Raw genomic sequence first — 20,546 nt, forward strand, 5'->3', positions numbered from 1 at the left:
GTCATTTTTTATTCTTCTGATAAATTTTGAATAAAAAAGAACAGCTAACACTGTTCAATTTCACTAATGATTAGTATTCTGTTGAATGTTCTAATGAATCGATGCTTAATTCAACAGAAGTTCTTTTTCCAAATGATTCAATTTGAATTGTAGCAATATTTGCGTCTAAGTTTAATGATCTAATTGGACCAATTTCACCTTTAAATGGACCATCTAAAACTACAACTAAATCATTAATTTTAAGTCCTTGTAAGTTTTTACCTAAGTTAAATAAGTGTGTAGCTTCTTCGGCAGCTTTTTCCATTTTTCTAATTTCTCTAGAAGAAACCGGCGTAGGCTTTGCTCCTTTACCAGACGATCCAATGATACCTGTAACATTTTGTGTGTTACGTACAACGTATCAAGCTTCATCTGTCATATCCATATTTGCAAAAATGTATCCAGGGTAAAGATTTGTGTATTTAACCTTGTATTCGTGACCTAAACGTCTTTTTTCTAATTCTTTAGCTGTTAAGATAGGTTTTTTAAAGATTTTAAAAGCTCCATCTTGTGTTGCATATTGATTAAATGATTCTGCAACATTTTCAGCAATAATACGGTTATTTAAAGCTTCGATAACTTGTTCTTCTTTTCCTCTAACAGTAGAGATCATGTATCATTTAAAATTATTCATAATTTACCTTTCTAAACTGAACCAATTACTTCTCATAATTTTGTAAATCCAATTGTTACTGCATAAACAAATAAAGCAAATATAGCTGTAAAAACAAGAATTTTAACAAGGTTTATTCAATTTTGTCTTGGAGTTGCTCAACGAACACGTTTAATTTCTTTAACAGTCTTTCTAAAGAAATAAATTTTATTTCTGCTTTCAAATCTGTCTTTTAAAGACATTTTTACTGTTTCGACTTTTTCAGTTTTTGCTTTCTTATTTTTTCTCATAATTAAACTTCTTCTTTGTGAATTGAGTGTTGTTTGCAATGAGGACAATATTTTTTAATTACTAAACGTTCTGCATTTCCAGCACTTTTAATTGTCACGTAATTTTTCTTTCTGCATAATTCGCATGCAATTGATACCTTGTTACTTTTCATAGTGTTTTAATTTTACCACAACATTACAATATACATTAAGTAAATGAATGCTATGTAATAGGTTTAATTGAAATTATTTACATGTGAAAAATATAACACATTACTTTCTTCATCTAAATATTGATCTCACTTTTGCAAATGTTAAACGCACTCCTAAATTAACTGTTGGGGCTAAATTACCTCTAACTAAGCTTAAAAATAATCTATTTCTAAATTGATTCTTAATAATAAGTCCAATAAGCATAATGTTGTTAGAACTAATAAGCTTCATTTTAGGTGTTTTTAGTATAAAGTTGATTGTTTCATTAATGATTTTATTTTGCATTTTAGTCATATTTAAGTTGCTCAATAACTTATCTACATATCTATCAAGAGCTTCAAAATCTCTTCTTGAGAGATATTTATAATCAATCTTGCAATAGGCTAAAATGAATTGAATTAATTTATCCTTATCAGTGAACAATTGTTCTAAAACAATGTTTAGAAACTTCGATGATATTTGTTTGATTAGCTCTTTGTTTTGAATAATAAAACTATTAAAGTAACTTTCGAAGCTAACAAAATGTGAACTTGATAAAAAGTACTCTTTAAAAATAATCATAAATTCATCTAAATCATTTTTTACTAATGAAAAATCTAAATTAAACTCATAATCAATCTTTCTAATATCAATTGGAATCTTAATAAATTTTCTTTTATTTAACTCTCCAAGGATAAAATGAATTAAATTAATTATCTCTTCTTTAAAATTAGGGTACTTTTCAAAGAATTTTTTTGTTATATCAAACAATGTTTTTTCATTTGAAACTAAAAAGAATTGTCAAAACTTATTAAGGGAAATGTTTTTGTTTCTAGTAAAGAATTTTTCAACATTATCAATCAATGTAACAAACTCTTGATTATTAGCTAAAAAGTCGATTAATGTGTCTGTGAATTTTAGTGAACTGAATTTATTTTCAATATATTCAAGTACGTTTTCGTCATGGAAAATCTTACCAATGAGTGACATAACATTCTCATTTAGAATTGCACTGAAATTAAGAGTGATATCTAAACCTTTAGTTAGTTTCTCAGTAATCAATGAATTGCTAATTGTGCTTATATAAATTCTAATTAACGAACCTTCTAGAACGCCTAATTCTTTGTATCAAGTTTGAACAAGATCAATAATTTTGTTATCGGGGTATATTGGAATACTTCTAAATTTAGTTCAAGTAAATTTATTTAAATGATGCTCTTTAGCAAAATTTAGATAAAGTTTCTTTCCAATGTATTTATAACATTTCTTACTGCAATGAATATCTAAAAACAACTGATATCATTTGCGTTCATTTCTTAAACATTGTTCAAAGTCAAATATTTCAACATATTTAGCATTTGTTGCTGCTGAAACTTCTGCAAAAATATTCTGAAATACCTTGTATATAGATTTAAAAATAGAATAACTCTTGTTTAAAAGATTATCTTTGTTTTTAAGAATCAACTTGTTAAGTACAGGTAATGAAGCAATAGGATAATCGACTAAATAGATTTTGCAATTTGTATTAACTTCTTTAATTTTGTTAACTAAAACAATATATTCATTAATGATTTGCTGTGTTGTACGTTTAACATTTTTCAATAAATCATCAATTTGTTTATTTTGAAGGTAGTAATCTTTTTGAGACATTACTTCAACTAAGTCTACATAGGAAATGCTGAATAAAAATTCAATTCCACTAGAGTTTATAAACAAGTAATCTGCTTCCTTAATTTCTTTTAAATATGAATCAAAATCATAATTAAAACAAGTATGATTAAATTTTTGAGCTAGAACTTTATTTATGTGCATTAGCTCTCTTGTTTCATCCGTAAACTCTTCACCAGAAACGATATTAATTCAAGTACTAATTTTGCTTGCTGATAGGCCTAAATTACTATATTTAATGTCTAAATTTCTACCAACATTCTTCTGAATTAACTCAATGAAATAGTCTGAATAAGCATAACCCAACTGATTTAAATTTCCATATGTTCCAGTTCCTTGAGATAAATCAAAACCTTGCGCTATTGAGTCACCAATAAATACAAATTTTTTATTTCTAAAATTGCGATTATTCATATTAATAAAATATTAGCACATAATATAAAAAGAGAAAATTTACAAACAGAGGACATAAAAACCACTTAACTTAAAAAAGTTAAGTGGAAATCTAATAGACATTGTAAAAAATTAAATAATAAAATTAAAGAAAGGTGTTTGACATTTAACAGAAAATGTCTAACTGATGAGAGAAGAAAAAATAATGAATTTCGGTTCATTTAGAACCAATTTTGTATTTCGCATTTAATAATAAAGTCTTATATTGAATAAAAGTTAATAAATGGATAAATATAAGAAAGTGAAATACTTTTCAAATGTTGAGAAAGGAATAATCCAACAAATAAACTAAAAACCATATTATATTTTGTTTAAAACACTATAAAAATTTAATGAAAACCAAATTGAGTAATGAAGAACATAAACTGGAAAGTGAAAAAGAGTTCAGTCCCCACAACATAAAAGAAGATAACCGTAATTTTGAGAAATAACCCAAAATTTACACTAATAAAATAAAAAGCAACAAGAGAAAACATATTAATTAAACTTACGAATTTTCCTTAACCCTTAAAACTTAAATTCAAGTTTAATTAATTTTGACCATCCCACACACTCCCCCAAGCAACTGAGATGATACGTTTTCATAACCTAACACTTACCCAATGTTATTAATATGCAAGAATGAATAATTATTGGAAATAAAATTCAAGTGAGTTTACCTAAAATACGGAAAAAACATAGATAGAATCAAAAAAAGGTCTATACATGCATATTTTGTAAGTGAAAAAATAAAATATAGAAGGGACAAAATCGCCAGAGAGTAAAAACGATTTGTCTGAAAAAAATATAAACAATAATGGAGCAACAAGCAAAATATAGCTTGTTTATAAAAAACATAACATATTAAAGAGATTTTAAAAATCAACACAAAATAATTTGAAAAATCTACTGCGTTTTATACCTTAAAAAAATTACCTAAACTTATGTAAATATACGATAAATATATATGAGAAAGAAGAATTAAAAATTTGCACATATAAGTTAACATAAGCTCTATTTAACTTGATATCAATGTAGTAATAAGGTTGTTCGAACAAATAATGTCAATATCAATTGATGAACCAACATTTAAATCTGTTGTTTTCATAACTGAGTGTTTCTTTTTATAACTACTATTTAAAAAATGATTTCTTGAGTGTATTTTTTGAGTTTTAATTTGATAATCAAGTTGTTTTGGACTATGTGAGTTATCAACTACACTATTTTCCATGTCTATTAGAATTTTTTGTAAATTTGCCCTTTTGTTAGCAATGCCATCATCAAAAATATATTGAGAGTTAATTTCTGAGTGGAAGAAATTCAGGGTCTTTAACTTTAATTTATTTCAAATGAATGATTCGAAATGAGAATAGGATTTAAAATCCTTACAAAAAACTTCTGAAGAAACTTCTAGAAAAATTCCTAAAAATTCATGAAGTATAACATTTTTAATTTCTGCTAGCTCAATAGATACCTTACCAAAGACTCAACTAATTTTTCTAGACAAAACATCTATTGACTTACTGTGCTGTATACTGAAAGCAGAAATGATTTTTGAAACTAAATAATACTTGTCATTTTCGAGTTTCAAAAATTCAGAGAGAAACTTATCGTTCAAATGATATTTTCTTATCATTTAGTTAATGCATCGAACACAATAATACCTGTTGCTACTGATACATTTAAAGATTGCACATTCCCCCTTTGTGGAATATAGATTGTTTGATCTGTGACTGAAAGCACACTTTTCGATACTCCATCACCTTCGTTACCTACAACTAAAATTGTAGGTCTGTCATATTCCACCGTTGTGTATGGAAGAGCTTTTTCATCTAATACAGTTGAATAAACTCAATAACCTCTTTTTTTGAGTTGAGTTAAGGCCGCATTAAGACTATTAACTCTGTAAAAATTCATATTTACAAATCCACCTGATGAAACCTTTAATACAGTTGAATTAATTACAGCTGCATTATCTTTAGGGAAAATAATATGCTTAATTCCCCCAGCATTTGCTGTTCTTATAATTGCACCAAAGTTATGTGGATCTTGAATTTTATCCAACACAAGAATTGGTGAATTATCCTTATGCAATCTTCCTAAATCGTCAAGCCCCTTGTAATTAACAGATTTTAAGATTGCTTTAAAACCTTGATGGTTTTCTTTTGTTTCTTCATCTAAAGTTTTCTTATCAGTGATAACAATTTTTATACCCCTTAAAGTGTTATCACCTTTAAAGTACTTTAAACTTCCTTCATCAGTTATGTGTATTTCAGAAATATCTAATTTATTATTGACACAGTCAATAACAGAATTTTTCCCATACACAATTAATTCTCCCACTTTTTTAGTGGTCATATCATATTTTTTTTGTTTTTCGTGTAATTTTTTCATATTTACCTTATATTAAATTATTTTCAATCAATTCGTTTCTTAATTTGTCAGCATTTTGATAATCTTTTTGAGCTAAAAACTCTTGTCATTTTTGATAAATTGGAACATATTTTTTGTAATCGAATTTATTAAATTCAAAACCTAACTTATCAAAAATATATACTAATGTCGCTATGTGCAAGGTGTTTTTGTCTTTATTAATATTTTTAATTAGATCATTAGTAAGTTTGTTAAAGTCAGAAAATCTCTGCTCAAAAATATATGTGAATGCTTCTTTGGCTAATTCATTGTTAATTTGTGAATTGTTTTGTTTGTTTAATAGTGCATTTAAGAAGTAAATTTTGCTAATTTTCTTGAAAATCACTTCAACATTATTAATTAAATTCTCATCAATATTGATCAAACCTGTAAATGAGTTTAATAATAAAATCATTTTAAAATAGTCAGCTGAATAATTTTTAAGAAAGTCAGAAGCTAAAATTACGTTTTGTAATGACTTAGACATCTTAATTCCATTTAAATTAATTTGACCTGTTCTTAATCATTTATTTGAAAGCTGTTTTTGATTTAAAGCATAGAATTGAATATTTTCATTTTCATGGTGTGGGAATGTTAAGTCCATCCCTCCTCCGTGAATATCTAAACCAGAATCTCCAAAATGTTTTTCAATTAAGGCAACACATTCTGTGTGTCATCCTGGTCTACCTTCACCAAAAGAAACATTGTATTTAACACCTTCAGTTGTGTTTTTTCATAAAGCAAAATCAGCAGGTGCTTTTTTATTTGAAGAAAGTTCACTATCTTCAAATTTCATGTTTTCAATTTTTTGTTTTGAAACAATACCATAGTCATTTTGGTTTTTTATGACATCAAATCAAACATTGCCTTCATTGTCTAAATATGCATTATTCGATTTGATTAATCTTTGAATGAAGTTATCAATTAAATCAATATTTTTGGTTACGTATTCAATGTCAGTTATAGTGTCAACACTGAATTGTTTAAGTAAATCTAAATATAAATTACCATACTTTTCCGATACTTGAGTTTCTGAAACACCTTGTTCTTTGGCTTTTTTGATAATTTTGTCATCAATATCAGTAATATTATGAACAAATTTATATTCAATTCCTAGTTGCTTTGCAGCTTTTAAAATTAAGTCCATAGTTGCAATCGGTCTCATATTTCCTATATGAACATCATTGTAAACTGTGGGTCCACATACATATATTTTTAACATATTGTTATTATAATAAAAAATAATATTTAATTACCATTTTATATAAGCAAAATTAACTTTTATAACTATGTGTAAGGTACATAAAACTAGTTGCTTCCTAGCTATATAAAAAATATTTTTTAATATAATAGATATATAAAATATATCTATAAATAAGGAGGATTATGACACTAAAAGAACAGTTAAAACAAAACATCATTGACGCAGTTATAGAGTTGCAAAATGAAGATTTTGTTAATAAGGATCTTAATGTTAAAGATTTAGTTTTTAATATCACTCAACCTAATGTTCCTGACAATATTAACATCGATCAAGTTGTTTATGACTTTAGTACAAATATTGCATTTATTTTAAAAAATCATTGTGCTGTTAAAAATCCAATTGAAGTAGCAAATAAATTGGTTGCTAAAATGTCAAATTCAAATATCTACCAAAAAATAGACATTGCTGTACCTGGATTTATCAATATTGTTTTAAGCAATCAATTATTTTTATCAACAATACAAAACATTAACTTAAATCCAACAAACTATGGAGCTGACTTTATTAATAAAGAACATGTTAATGTTGAATTTGTTTCAGCTAACCCAACAGGATTTTTACATGTTGGTCATGCTAGAGGTGCTGCTTATGGAGATTCTTTAATTAGAATTTTAAGACATGCTGGTTACGATGTTGAAGCCGAATATTATGTAAATGATGCAGGTAATCAAATTAATGTACTTACAAATTCAGTTTATGTAAGATATCAAAACTTATTTGGTATTGATGCACAATTACCTGAAGATTGCTACAGAGGTCAAGATATAGTTTGATGTGCTACAAAAATTAAAGAAAAATACGGTGATTATTTCTTAAATGCTGATGAAGTTAAATTAAGTGAATTATCAACTGTAGCTAAAGATATTATGCTTGATAAAATCAGAGAAGATCTTGGTAGATTAAATGTTTCATTTGATACATTTGCTTCTGAAAAAGCAATTAAAGAAGATGGTTTAATTGAACCAGTTCTTAAAAAATTAAGCAAATACACATACACAGAAGATGGCGCATTATTCTTAAAAACCAAAGAATTTGGCGATGATAAAGACCGTGTACTTATCAAAGCTGATGGAAATTACACTTATTTCTTACCTGATATTGCTTATCACGAACTTAAGTTCTTAAAGTCACCTAAACTTATTAATATCTGAGGAGCAGACCATTCAGGATACATTCAAAGAATGAAAATTTCGATGCAATGCTTAGGTTACAATCCAGACAATTTAGATATATTAACTATTCAATTAGTAAGATTAATAAAAGATGGAGAAGAATTTAAAATGTCTAAAAGAGCTGGTACAGCAGTTACTTTGCAAGATCTTTTAGATTACTCTTCAGCTGATGCAGTTAGATTTATGATGCTCACTAGGGAAATCAATAATAAATTTGATTTCGATATTGATGCAGCTAACTCAACTGATGTTAATAACCCTGTATTTATAGTTCAATATGCTCACTCAAGAGCTGTATCATTATTAAATAGATTAAAACAAAAAGAAATTAATAATCAAATTAACTTTACAAATAAAGCTAAAAAACTTATTATTGAATTAGACTCATTCCCTGAATTAATTAAAACAATTGTGTCAACTTCAAAAGTCAACTTATTAACACAATACTTAATTAATTTAGCTAAATCATTTAACAGTTTTTATGCTGAAACTAAATTATTAGGTCACGAAGATGAAGCAACATATGCTCACCTTATCAAATCAGTTCAAGCGATTTTAGCTCTTGGACTTAACTTAATTGGTGTTTCTGCACCTTTATCAATGTAATTAAAGGAGAATTTATTATGTACAAAACAATGTTAGAAATCGCATACGAATTAGTATCATCACGTCCAACAGACGAATTTGCATTTATGGAAATCTTTGACACTGTTGAAGACGAGTTAAGATATGACTGAGAAGACAGATTCGTTACAATGAACACACCATATGAAAAAGTTAGAGAAAGAAAAATTGGTGAGTTATACCGTTTATTAACAGTTGATAAAAGATTCAACAGACTTGCAAACGGAAACTGAGAATTAAGAAATATCTAATAAGTGGGTTTTTATGTCATTAGTTAATGCAAAAGATATGCTCAAGAGAGCTAAAAAAGGTAAGTACGCAGTTCCTCATTTTAATATTAATAACTTAGAATGAACAAAAGCAATTCTTACAACATGTCAAGAAATGAATTCGCCTGTTATTTTAGGAGTTTCAGAAGGAGCACTGAAATATATAGGTGGATATGAAACTGTAACAGGTTTAGTTTCAGGTCTTATTAAGGACTTAAAAATTTCAATTCCTGTAGCTCTTCATTTAGATCACGGATCATTTGATGCTTGTGTTAAAGCTATTGAGTCAGATGGTTTTACTTCAATTATGTTCGATGGTTCACACCTCCCATTTTATGAAAATAAAGAATTAACTCAAAAACTTGTTTACTTAGCTCAAAGTAAAAATATGACTGTTGAAGCTGAGGTTGGTTCAATCGGTGGTGAAGAAGATGGCGTTATTGGAAACGGTGAAATTGCAGATATTGAAGAAGCTAAACAATTAGCTGCTGAAAAAATCACAGTTCTAGCAGCTGGGATCGGAAACATCCACGGTAAATATCCAAAAAACTGACAAGGTCTTAATTTTGAAGTTCTTGAAAAATTATCAAGTGAAACTGGTTTAGGAATTGTTCTTCACGGTGGTAGCGAAATTCCACTTGACCAAATCCAAAAGGCAATCAGTTTAGGTGTTACAAAAATTAACATCAACACTGATTTACAATTAGCAAACCACGCTGCGATTAGAGAATTTATTATTAACAACAAAGATCTTGAAGATAAAAATTATGATCCTAGAAAACTTTACAAACCTGGTTATGAAGCTATGCGTAAGGTAATTAAACAAAAAATATTAGAGTTCGGATCAAATGATAAAGCTTAGCATCATCTTGATGCTTTTTTTATACACATTATTTCTAAATAGGAATAAAATTATATTTATATACAAATAGAAAAGAGACAAGATGAAATTTAAAAAATTATCTTTATTCAGTTCACTTGCAATTTTACCAGTCGCTACTACATTATCTATTTCATGTGGTAATAAAAACGATGTTCCAAAAGAACCATCAAATCCTATTAATAATTCAAATAGTGAACTTATCCAAAAACTAGAAACAGTTAAAACTAATTATTCAACTGACAATAATTTGGTTGAATTAGTTAACGGCTACAAAAATAAAATAAACTCAAACACTACTAATCAAGATTTATTAACTCAAGCAGGAAATGTTGTAAAAGTTTTTGATAGTGCCAATGAAATGACTGCTGAAATTAGACATCAATGATTTTTAGGTTCAAAAACATATAACAATTTAACTGAAACATCAAGATTTTTAAGACAAACTTATGCAAATGAGCAAAACTTAATTGAATCACTTAATAAAATTGATGTAAATTTAGAAAATTATAAAAGTAAATTATTTTTAGCTTTTGCTAGTCAGCAAGAGATGGATTACTTATCATCATTAAATTTACAAACAAGTTTAGGTTTTAGCACAACAATTAAAAAATCATTACCTCAAAACTATGCTGTTGTTGATATGTCAGGAATTGTTGATGGTGACACATTATATGGTGCATATATGAATTTAGTTAGTGGTATTCAACCAGGAACTCAATCAACTAATCGTAATGGTAGAAGTCTAGGATTAAGATCTAGAGGAATCGATACTCCTGAAACAGATAAAGGTTCAAATTCAGATGAATTAGCTTCAAAAGAAAATTATTGAGCTCAAATTTCTAAAAAATACTACGTAGAACAAGTTCAATCACATGGTTTCTTCTTCTACTTTAATAAGTTAAAAGAAGATGATTATGGAAGATGAATTGTATTCTTATATCCAGACGAAAGAAAAAATCCTGATTTAGAGTTTGGAAACCAGCTTATTAGAGCAGGTTTAGCTAGAGTTGCTTACATTACATTAGACCGTTCAGATACAAAATTCTACGCAGAAACTGAAGAAGAACAAACAATGTATCACAAAATTAAGAATTCTCAAAATTATGCAAAAGAAAATAGATTAGGTTTCTGAGTTGACCCAATCGAAGATGTATTTTATAAGAACCCTAGAAAGAACTGATAATTTGATCAAGCGAAAGCTTGATTTTTTTATCTAATTTAATTAGCTTAAATTATGCATATTACATACACATATGTGAGTTAGTAAAAATAGACATTTTTTCACTTTTATAATAGTGTACAAGCCGTAAAAGTAAAAATGCGCTTGCACAAATATAACAATCTATTTTTCTGAAAAATCTATATAATATTTTAATAAATATGTAATATTTATTAAAATTTACATTTACACATGGAGGTATAGATGTCTGAAGTTAAAAAAGAGCATAACTATGATGCAAGTAATATTCAGTTTTTAGAAGGATTAGAACACGTTAGAAAAAGACCTGGTATGTACATTGGGTCAACATCTAAATCAGGTTTACACCACTTAATTTGAGAGATTGTAGATAACTCTGTCGATGAAGCTATGGCTGGTTTTGCCAATAGAATTGATATTATCATTACACAAGATAACTCAATTATTGTTGAAGATAATGGTCGTGGAATTCCTGTTGATACACACGCGAGATTTGGAATAAGTGCACTTGAGGTTGTTTTAACAAAACTTAATGCTGGTGGTAAATTCGAATCTAATGCATATAAAGTTTCTGGTGGACTTCACGGGGTTGGGGCTAGTGTTGTTAATGCTTTATCAGACTCATTTAAAGCTTGAGTTAAAAGAAACGGGAACTTATACTATGCAGAGTTTGCTAATGGTGGGAAAACTATTAAGTCAACAGAAGTTATTGAAAAACTTGCTAACCCAAATGAAACAGGAACAAAAATTCAATTCCATCCTGACTATTCAGTTATGGAAGAATTACCATTTGATAAAGAAATTATTTTAGACCACGCGAAGCAAATTGCACACCTTAACAAAGGTCTATATGTTTCAGTATCTGACTACAGAGATAACACACACTATGAATTCTTATATGAAAATGGAATTATTGACTACGTACACGAATTAAGCGACGGTTACAAGCCAGTTACACCTGTTATTTATGCAGATGGAGAATTTGCTGTTAAAAATAATAAAGATGAGGATGTTGTTATTGGTGTTGAAGTCGGTATGCAATACTTATCTGATTTATATCGTGGAAACATTATTTCATATACAAACAACATTTCAACACATGAAGGTGGTTCTCACGTTTCTGGTTTCTATGATGCCTTAATGCGTTTAATTAATAACTATGCAATTGAAAAAGGTGTTATTAAATCTGAAAGTGACAAATTTACTCGTGACGATTTAATTGAAGGTGTTACAGCAGTTATCTCAATCAAACACCCTGATCCAGAATTTGAAGGACAAACAAAAGGAAAATTAGGTTCAAAAGATGCTCGTCAAGCTGTTAACAGAGTGTTTAGTCCAATTTTAGAAAGATTCTTAAATGAAAATCCTGCTGATGCTAAGAAAATTATTGAAATTGCATCTATGGCTAAAAAGGGGCGTTTAGCTTCTAATGCAGCTAGAGAAAATGCAAGAAGAAAAAATGTTTTCGAATCAGGTGGATTACCAGGTAAATTAGCTGACTGTACATCTAAAAATCCTGAAATTTCTGAATTATATATTGTCGAAGGGAACTCAGCTGGTGGTTCGGCTAAAATGGGTAGAGATAGAAAAACTCAAGCTATCTTACCATTAAGAGGGAAAATTATTAACGTCGAAAAATCTCGTCAAGAAAAAGTTCTTTCTTCAGAAGAAATTTCATCATTAATGACAGCTATTGGTACAGGTTGAGGAGAAACATTTAACATCAACAAATTAAGATACCACAAGATTGTTATTATGACTGACGCCGACGTCGATGGTGCTCACATTAGAACTTTATTATTAACATTCTTCTACAGATACTTTAGACCTTTAATTGAGTATGGATTTATTTACATAGCTCAACCTCCTTTATACAAAATTCAACAAAATAAATTTGTTGAATACGCTTTCAACGATAATCAAAAAGACGAAATAATCACAACATTAAACCCTAGTCAAAAAATTACAATTCAACGTTACAAAGGGCTTGGAGAAATGGATCCTGAACAACTATGAGAAACAACTATGGATCCTGAACGTAGAAAAATGCTTCAAGTGCAAATTGAAGACATTTACAAATCAGATTCAATTTTTGAAACCTTAATGGGCGAAAGAGTTGAACCGAGAAGAGAATTCATTCAAAAGAATGCAAAATACGTAAAAAATATCGATTTATAATGTCAAAAATGCACATCCAAAAATGAACTGGATGTGCTTTTTCTTCACTAAAATTTAGGCTTAGATTTAAAACTTTATTGCAACTAATTTTTAACAAAAATTACAAAATCCTTAAATTACATGAATGGAATATATAAAATTTTTTGAACCTCAAAAATAAGGAAAAACTTTTATCGCTTACACACTATTATAAAAGTCAAAAATTATTTTAAAAAAATATTTTTATGCTCATAATTTTCTTTACTAAAAAGGAATATGATATAAGTGCGACAAATATATTGTCGCAACAAAAGGGAAATTCTTTTATATATCAAAAAAATATTCTATTATTTTAAAATTTAATTTATAAAGTCACAAAATAGACAGACATTTATTAATATCATTTATTATTAATCATTAAAATTATTAGGTTTTTTATACAAGTTTATTATTATCAATAAAGATATTCACTATATTTTTGTTATATATTATATTTAGTTGTTTTAACTTTTTATTTTTATCATTATTTTATAGAGTAAATTTTGTATTTACATTTCTTTAAAATAAAGAAATTTTAATCATATTTATTTGAGTAATTTTGTAAATTTAAACACACAGTTCGTCATATATAAATTTTAAATTTTCAAAATATTAACTATCTTTATTAATTAGTAGATATTAATATTCTTTGGTAATTCCATAGATTACTCCTTTATCAAAATTTATTTTTAATTAAATAATTTGGTTCAAGAGTCGTCACTTGAACCAATCATAAAATATACATATAATATCCTATTAGCACATCCAATTTAATGGTACTTGGATGTGTTTTTTGTACAAAAAAAGATGCAAAAGCATCTACATTTTGTTCATTTTTTCCTCAATTTTAAGTAAATTATGAATTGCTTTATTAACTGCATCAGTTGCAGCTTGTCTACTTGTAGCCATGACTTCAGCAACTTCTGCATATGATAAATCTTGTTCATAATATAACTTAAAAACTTGCTGTTGATTTTGAGTTAATAAATTACCATATTTATCAAATAACTCTGTGTATTTAATTACTTTTTCTAATGACTTATTGTTCATTATCAATTAATGCTTTTGTCATTTGATAAATAAATAATTCAAGATCAAATTCTTGTAAGTCATCTAGTTTTTCACCTAAACCAACATATTTAACATCAAGGTCATATTCATCTTTAATTGATAAAACAATTCCACCTTTTGATGTTCCATCCATTTTGGTAAGAATAATCCCAGTCAAGTTAGCAATTTCTTTGAAGTTTCTTGCTTGAGATAATCCATTTTGACCTGTAGTTGCATCAAGAACTAATAATGATTCATGTGGTGCTGAAGGTTCAAATTTTCTAATAACACCAATCATTTTTTCAAGTTCTTTCATAAGGTTAACTTTATTTTGTAATCTACCGGCAGTGTCGATGATTAATAAATCATAATTTTCTTCTTTAGCTTTAGAAACTGCTTGATAAACAACACTAGAAGGATCAGCTCCTTCGTGAGCAGGTTTAACAATTTCTGCACCAATTCTTTGTGCTCAAACACCTAATTGATCAACGGCACCGGCCCTGAAAGTATCAGCAGCAGCAATTAAAACTTTTTTCCCTTCTTTAACATATTTGTTTGCTATTTTAGCAATAGAAGTTGTTTTTCCTGATCCATTAACACCAACAAAAACAAAAACATTTAATCTGCCAACTTCATAGTTTAGGTTTGTGTTAACAACTGAGTTGTTTGTGTAAATTGTAAACATTTGATCAGCAACAATTTCTCCAATCATTTTTGGATCGTCAATGTTGTTTAATCTAATTTCTTGTTTAATTCTTTCTACCATAACATCAACTAATGAAGCATTAATATCAGACATAATCAATAACTCTTCAAACTCATCAAAAAAGTCTTCATCAAGTTTTACGTGTCTATTTTGTAGCTCTAAAAGTTTTTTTCCAAATGATGCAGAAGAATTTAAACCTTGTTCATACTTCTTAAATTTCTCACTTGTGATTATTTTCTTATGCTCTTTTTTGTCTAATTCTTCTTGAACTTGTTCAACATCTTTAGGTTTTCTATTAAAAACCTTATTTACTAAATTTTTAAAAAATCCCATATCTATATTTTACTTTATAAATCAAAATATCACATCAGCTAAATAAAACTAAAACCATAGTGTGCAAGACGTAAAAATAAAAATATATTTCTGCTTTATATTGAGTATAGGTATTTAAATATAGTAAAATAATTTTATGAGTAGTTTAGTAATGGTAGCTATGCAAGTAATATTTACTTTAATCATTTATTACTGTGCATATAGATTAATCAATTACCTTAAATTAATTAAGGGTAGATTCGCATACAAAGACATGCAAATGAAATCAATTTATTCAGCATTAGCTGGATTTGGCTTCTTTGCAATTAGCTTAATTTTATTTGTTTTAAATGCTACAGAAGTAATTAAATTAATTGGTTCACAAGTTAATGAAAAAACAAAAACAACCGAAACAGTCACACTTTCATTCAGTGCAATTTCAGTTTCATCAATAGTATTCTATTTATCTTGTGTTATGCTTGCAGTTTTAATTTCATTTATGATTATTGTGATTGTATTTGTTCAAAAATCAAGAATTCAAATTTCTAAGAAAGAATTTGATGAATTTGATATCGAAAAATATGACATTAACATTCTTGGTTCATTCACAAGAGCAAACAAATATTCAAGAAACATACCTGTAACATTCAAGGATCAAGTTGGGAATATGTTGTTTTTTAAGAAATTTGGAACAAAAATGTTTTTAAGCAAAATTGTAGATCAATCAATTTTCTTTATTTCACAATCGCCGTATGTTAATAAAGTTTATGAACAAAATGAAGTGACTTTTACAGAAGATACATTGTTAGCTTCACATTTTAGCAATAACAAAGAATATATCCTTTTTGTGCTTAAATCAGCACAAAAAGAAGTGTCAGTTATTAACAAAATTGATGAAAAATTATTTGAGGAAATAGTACTTAAAAAGTTTGCATAAAGAGCTCAAATGCTCTTTTTTTGTAATAAATTAATATAATTAATTTATTATGCTAAAATAAAAAGGAATTTAAAGAGGTACGTAAAAATGAGTGTTGATAGAGAAACTAAATTATTTAAAAGAATGAAAATTCTTGCAATAAATGATGATGTTGAATTGAAAAAAGAATACGAATGGTTGTATAAAACATTTTCAAACACTTCTGTTTTCATCCCAAAATACATCAACACCATTTCAAACACTAAAACGATACCTAAATCAGATTTGTATAAACCTTATGAACAAATCTTAAAAATCAAAGAGCAATTAAATAAGCTTGAATTAAATCTTGAAATGAATTCAATTGACTTCATGGATGATTATGTAATTTTCGATAATAATCTACCTGAATTAAAATATGTCCTAAATTCTCTTTATCCAGAGAACAATAAACAGGAAGATACAAAAAGTACAAAAATCAATAAAAATAAAATAAAACTTTAAAGAGGGAAATATGAGAAAAGTTAATATAGCCATTGATGGTCCAAACGGTGTTGGTAAATCAACTGTTTCTAAAAATCTTGCTCAAAGATTAAATTACACTTTTATTAACAGTGGTTCAGTTTATAGAGCAATCACATTAAATGCTCTTGAACAGAATATTTTAACAACTGATACAGCAGGTGTAATTAAATCTCTTGAAACAATCAACATTGAGTTATTGCCTAACGATATAACTTTATTAGATGGAAATGATATCTCACTTAAAATTAGAGCTGACTATATTTCAAAAGTTACTCCTACTGTGGCTAAAATTCCTGAAGTTAGAGCATTTGTTGTTAAATTTATTCAACATATGACTTTAAGACATAAGGGTTACATCATTGATGGAAGAGATACAACTTTCAGAATCCTACCTCACGCTGAAGTTAAAATTTTCTTATGAGCTACACCAGAAATCAGAGCGCAAAGAAGATATGAACAAAACAAAATATTAGGTTACAACACAAACTACCAAGAGGTTTTAAAAGAAGTTGAATTACGTGATCAACAAGATATCCATAGAGAAGTTGATCCATTACATAAAACAGAAGATGCTATTTATATTGATTGTACTGAACTAACAACTGAAGAAGTTGAAAACAAAATTATTGATATTGTTAACCAAAAATTAAAAGCAAAGAAGGGACAAAATGCGTAATACAGTTGCAATTGTAGGGAAACCAAATGTAGGGAAAAGTACTTTTTTCAATAAGCTTGTAGGAAGAAAAGTTTCTATTGTGCACGATCAGCCTGGTGTTACACGTGACAGACTTTACGAACGTATTGTTTGAACTGGTCACGAAATTAAAATCATTGACACTGGTGGAATTGAAATTGAAAACAGACCATTCCAAGAACAAATTCAAATCCAAGCTAAAATCGCTATTGAAGAAGCTGATGCAATCATCTTCTTATTTGATGGAACTAGTGAAATTACAAATGACGACTTATTCATTATGAACATTTTACGTAGATCTAAAAAACCAATCATTGCTGTAGCTAACAAACTTGAAGACACACAACAATTTGATTACTCTTGATATAGTTTAGGAGTTGATCATATTTATCCAATTTCAGCTCTTCACGGAGAAGGGATTGGGGATGTTTTAACTAAATGTATTGAAGTTTTAGATTACTCAGACCCTGAAGAAATCGACGCATTTAATTTAGCTATTATTGGAAAACCTAACGCAGGTAAATCTTCACTTTTAAACAATTTAGCTAAAGAGGAACGTTCAATTGTTTCAGATATTGCCGGCACAACTCGTGATTCAGTTACATCATTAATTGATATTGATGGAAAAACATACAATGTTATTGATACTGCCGGTATAACTAAGAAGTCAAAATTAGTTGAATCAGTTGACCACTATGCACTTATGCGTGCTATGAACTCACTTTCAGAAGCTGATTTATCACTTATCGTTATTGATGCTTCACAAGAAGAAGTTTCGCACTTTGATTCAAGAATTATTGGTTATGCATTAGATAATGAAAAACCAGTTATCATTGTAATTAACAAGTGAGACTTAATTGAAAAAGAAACAAACACAATGACTGAATATGAAAAAAGACTTAGAAACAAATTCCACTTTGTTCCATGAGTTCCATTTGTATTTATTTCAGCTAAATACAACCAAAGATTAAACAAACTTTATGACACAATTAACTTAGTTAGAGCAAACTTAGAACGTCAAATCAAACCATCATTATTATCAAACTTGATATTAGAAACTCAAATTATTCAACCTGCTATTCCATTCAATGGTGGTAGATTAAATATCTACTTTGCAAGACAAGAAAAAGCAAAAATTCCTACATTCACTTTCTTTGTTAACAATAAAAAATACTTACACTTCTCATATCAAAGATTCCTTGAAAATCAATTACGTCAAACATTTGATTTTAGAGGTTGTCCTATTAAAATGAACTTCAAAAACAAGAAAGATGCTATTGAATAATTAAAAACTATGCATATGATTTCGATCATATGCATTTTTTATCGAAACACAAAACTCTATTAATAAAGTGAGAAAGCAAAATTGAAATAAAAAAGATAGCTTGATGCTATCTTTGAATAAATTAATTAACCTTCTTAATATCTTTTCATAAATAAGGAAATCTTTTTGGTGTATTTTCTAATTTCTTAATTGAGACAATGTAATTTTCTCTATCAATATTCTCATCAATAAAAGGTTTTACTGAATATTGAACTTTAACATCTTTTAAAATGTTCTTTGCGTCATTAAGTTCTTCATTAGCTTTTTTACCTTTTAATAAAGATAATGAACCATTAACTTTAACTAAGTGTAAAGCAGCCATACTTAAAGCTTTTACAGTTGCTACAGCTCTTGCTGTAACAACATCGAATTGATTAGTTTCCTTTACATCTTCAGCTCTATATTTGTAAACAGTTACATAATCTGATAAATTTAACTTCTCAATAACTTCATTTAAGAAGTTAACTCTTTTTAAAAGCGGTTCATATATAACTACTTTGTTTTTAGGCTTTGTTAACACATATGGAATTGATGGAAAACCTGCTCCTGCTCCAATGTCTAAAATAGTTCCACTTTGTAAGTCCTTAGTGATTTCAACCATAAATACTAAAGATTCGTAAATACCTTCATTTCAAAGTCTTTCATCTGAAAAACCAGTTAAATTCATAACTTTGTTTTTCTCTTCAATTAGATTAACATAAGCTTCAAATAAACTAAAATCTCAGTTATTTTTAATGCATAATTCTCTAACAAGTTCTTTACTTCTCATCATTGTAATTATTTATTTGTTCCTTTATTTCTGTGTATACATTTGTAATGCTTCCACCATTTAGAGATGCATTAATCACTTTTCCTATAAATTCACCTAATGAAACAATTTGTAATTTTGAGTATTTTTCTAGTAATTCATTGTTATCAATACTGTCTGTAACAATAACTTTTTCGATGTTAGGGTCGTTTTCAAAAATATCAAACCCTTTTGAAAACACGCCGTGTGTTGCAACAACAATAATTTTATTAGCACCATTATCTTTTAATGTTTGTGCTGCTTTTTTAATTGTTCCACCTGTATCAATAATATCGTCCACAATAACCGCATTTTGACCTTTGATATCACCGATAATACCCATTACTTCAGTTTGATTATCAGCATTTCTTCTCTTGTCAATAATTGTAATTTTAATTGTGTTCGCTATTAATTCAGCAAGTTTTCTAGCTCTTACAGTTCCACCGTGGTCTGGAGATACAACTGTGAATGATGTATTAAGTTTTCTTAATGCTAATGCAAGTGGATATTGTGCTCTTAAATCATCAACAGGAATATCAAAGAAACCTTGAATTGAAGGGTTATGTAAGTCAACACAAATCATTCTAGTAGCACCTGCTACTTGAAGTAAATTAGCAACTAATTTAGCTCCAATTGGTTGTCTTCCTGATGCTTTTCTGTCTTGACGAGCATATCCATAGTAGCTTAAACATACATTGATCGAACCTGCGCTTGCTCTTTTAAGTGAGTCAATAAATAACAATAATTCCATTAAATTATCATTTACAGGTTTTGATGTTGAAGCAATGATGTAAACATCTTTGTTTCTAACAGTTTCTTCAGCTACTCACATTGCTTCACCATCAGTATAAACTGTTCTTGTTGCTTTTGAAAGTGGTATATTAACAAGTTCAGAAATCTTTTTTGCTAATTTTTCTGAATTATGCATACCAAAAATAACTGTTTGATCTTTATTCATTTTTCCTCATTTATATTTTACCCTTTTTGTTGCTTTATTATTT

General features: G+C 27.9%; 20 protein-coding genes. 9 read left to right on the forward strand and 11 right to left on the reverse strand.

All coding sequences use genetic code 4. The features are described 5' to 3' along the window. Positions 1–70: 70 nt before the first annotated feature. From nusG to VBM90_RS01650, 7 genes are all read right to left on the reverse strand, one after another. Entirely contained in the window at positions 71–673 is a 603-nt protein-coding gene (gene nusG / locus VBM90_RS01620; protein WP_323176636.1) for a transcription termination/antitermination protein NusG, read from the reverse strand. A gap of 11 nt (positions 674–684) precedes the next feature. Next, positions 685–942 (reverse strand): preprotein translocase subunit SecE, encoded by a 258-nt coding sequence (gene secE, locus VBM90_RS01625; protein ID WP_323176637.1) that lies wholly within the window; start codon positions 940–942, stop codon positions 685–687. Positions 943–944: 2 nt separating this feature from the next. Next, a complete protein-coding gene (gene rpmG / locus VBM90_RS01630; protein WP_323176638.1) occupies positions 945–1,094 on the reverse strand; it encodes a 50S ribosomal protein L33 in 150 nt (49 codons plus the stop codon). Between the two features lie 100 nt (positions 1,095–1,194). Beyond that, positions 1,195–3,195, reverse strand: coding sequence for an SGNH/GDSL hydrolase family protein (locus VBM90_RS01635; RefSeq protein WP_323176639.1), 2,001 nt, complete (start codon positions 3,193–3,195; stop codon positions 1,195–1,197). Positions 3,196–4,231: 1,036 nt separating this feature from the next. Next, the gene (locus tag VBM90_RS01640; protein WP_323176640.1) at positions 4,232–4,831 is read right to left on the reverse strand and encodes a hypothetical protein; all 600 of its coding nucleotides are present in this window, start codon (positions 4,829–4,831) and stop codon (positions 4,232–4,234) included. 11 nt (positions 4,832–4,842) lie between these two features. After that, complete coding sequence (gene rlmB, locus VBM90_RS01645; protein ID WP_323176641.1) at positions 4,843–5,607, reverse strand: 23S rRNA (guanosine(2251)-2'-O)-methyltransferase RlmB; 765 nt, start codon at positions 5,605–5,607, stop codon at positions 4,843–4,845. Positions 5,608–5,614: 7 nt separating this feature from the next. After that, entirely contained in the window at positions 5,615–6,847 is a 1,233-nt protein-coding gene (locus VBM90_RS01650) for a class I tRNA ligase family protein (RefSeq protein ID WP_323176642.1), read from the reverse strand. A 164-nt stretch (positions 6,848–7,011) separates the two neighbouring features. Between VBM90_RS01650 and argS the strand changes: the two genes are divergently transcribed. The 5 genes from argS to VBM90_RS01675 all read left to right on the forward strand — a co-directional run bounded on the left by argS (position 7,012) and on the right by VBM90_RS01675 (position 13,213). After that, complete coding sequence (argS, locus tag VBM90_RS01655; RefSeq protein ID WP_323176643.1) at positions 7,012–8,667, forward strand: arginine--tRNA ligase; 1,656 nt, start codon at positions 7,012–7,014, stop codon at positions 8,665–8,667. Positions 8,668–8,684: 17 nt separating this feature from the next. After that, on the forward strand, positions 8,685–8,936 hold the full coding sequence (rpoE, locus tag VBM90_RS01660) for a DNA-directed RNA polymerase subunit delta (RefSeq protein ID WP_257089423.1): 252 nt from the start codon (positions 8,685–8,687) through the stop codon (positions 8,934–8,936). A gap of 13 nt (positions 8,937–8,949) precedes the next feature. Then, on the forward strand, positions 8,950–9,816 hold the full coding sequence (fba, locus tag VBM90_RS01665) for a class II fructose-1,6-bisphosphate aldolase (protein WP_323176644.1): 867 nt from the start codon (positions 8,950–8,952) through the stop codon (positions 9,814–9,816). An 82-nt stretch (positions 9,817–9,898) separates the two neighbouring features. Beyond that, positions 9,899–11,020 (forward strand): thermonuclease family protein, encoded by a 1,122-nt coding sequence (locus VBM90_RS01670; protein ID WP_323176645.1) that lies wholly within the window; start codon positions 9,899–9,901, stop codon positions 11,018–11,020. A 240-nt stretch (positions 11,021–11,260) separates the two neighbouring features. After that, complete coding sequence (locus tag VBM90_RS01675; RefSeq protein WP_323176646.1) at positions 11,261–13,213, forward strand: DNA topoisomerase subunit B; 1,953 nt, start codon at positions 11,261–11,263, stop codon at positions 13,211–13,213. Positions 13,214–14,050: 837 nt separating this feature from the next. Here VBM90_RS01675 and VBM90_RS01680 read toward each other — a convergent pair. After that, complete coding sequence (locus tag VBM90_RS01680) at positions 14,051–14,281, reverse strand: sigma factor-like helix-turn-helix DNA-binding protein (RefSeq protein WP_323176647.1); 231 nt, start codon at positions 14,279–14,281, stop codon at positions 14,051–14,053. After that, on the reverse strand, positions 14,271–15,320 hold the full coding sequence (ftsY, locus tag VBM90_RS01685; protein WP_323176648.1) for a signal recognition particle-docking protein FtsY: 1,050 nt from the start codon (positions 15,318–15,320) through the stop codon (positions 14,271–14,273). The genes VBM90_RS01680 and ftsY overlap by 11 nt, the downstream gene beginning before the upstream one ends. 136 nt (positions 15,321–15,456) lie before the next feature. Between ftsY and VBM90_RS01690 the strand changes: the two genes are divergently transcribed. From VBM90_RS01690 to der, 4 genes are all read left to right on the forward strand, one after another. Further along, the gene (locus tag VBM90_RS01690; protein WP_323176649.1) at positions 15,457–16,236 is read left to right on the forward strand and encodes a hypothetical protein; all 780 of its coding nucleotides are present in this window, start codon (positions 15,457–15,459) and stop codon (positions 16,234–16,236) included. Positions 16,237–16,323: 87 nt separating this feature from the next. Continuing rightward, positions 16,324–16,719: a hypothetical protein gene (locus tag VBM90_RS01695; RefSeq protein ID WP_323176650.1), complete on the forward strand. Its 396-nt coding sequence runs from the start codon at positions 16,324–16,326 to the stop codon at positions 16,717–16,719. 10 nt (positions 16,720–16,729) lie between these two features. Further along, positions 16,730–17,416, forward strand: a complete 687-nt coding sequence (gene cmk / locus VBM90_RS01700) for a (d)CMP kinase (protein WP_323176651.1) — start codon at positions 16,730–16,732, stop codon at positions 17,414–17,416. Next, positions 17,409–18,719 (forward strand): ribosome biogenesis GTPase Der, encoded by a 1,311-nt coding sequence (gene der / locus VBM90_RS01705; RefSeq protein WP_323176652.1) that lies wholly within the window; start codon positions 17,409–17,411, stop codon positions 18,717–18,719. The genes cmk and der overlap by 8 nt, the downstream gene beginning before the upstream one ends. 121 nt (positions 18,720–18,840) lie before the next feature. On the opposite strand, the gene rsmG is transcribed toward der, so the two are convergent. Both rsmG and VBM90_RS01715 read right to left on the reverse strand, forming a co-directional pair. Further along, the gene (gene rsmG / locus VBM90_RS01710) at positions 18,841–19,530 is read right to left on the reverse strand and encodes a 16S rRNA (guanine(527)-N(7))-methyltransferase RsmG (RefSeq protein WP_323176653.1); all 690 of its coding nucleotides are present in this window, start codon (positions 19,528–19,530) and stop codon (positions 18,841–18,843) included. After that, entirely contained in the window at positions 19,517–20,503 is a 987-nt protein-coding gene (locus VBM90_RS01715; protein WP_323176654.1) for a ribose-phosphate pyrophosphokinase, read from the reverse strand. The genes rsmG and VBM90_RS01715 overlap by 14 nt, the downstream gene beginning before the upstream one ends. Positions 20,504–20,546 lie beyond the last annotated feature (43 nt).

It is taken from the genome of Mycoplasma sp. 2704 (assembly GCF_034863285.1).
In the GTDB taxonomy this organism is placed as follows: Bacteria; Bacillota_I; Bacilli_A; order Mycoplasmatales; family Metamycoplasmataceae; genus Mycoplasmopsis.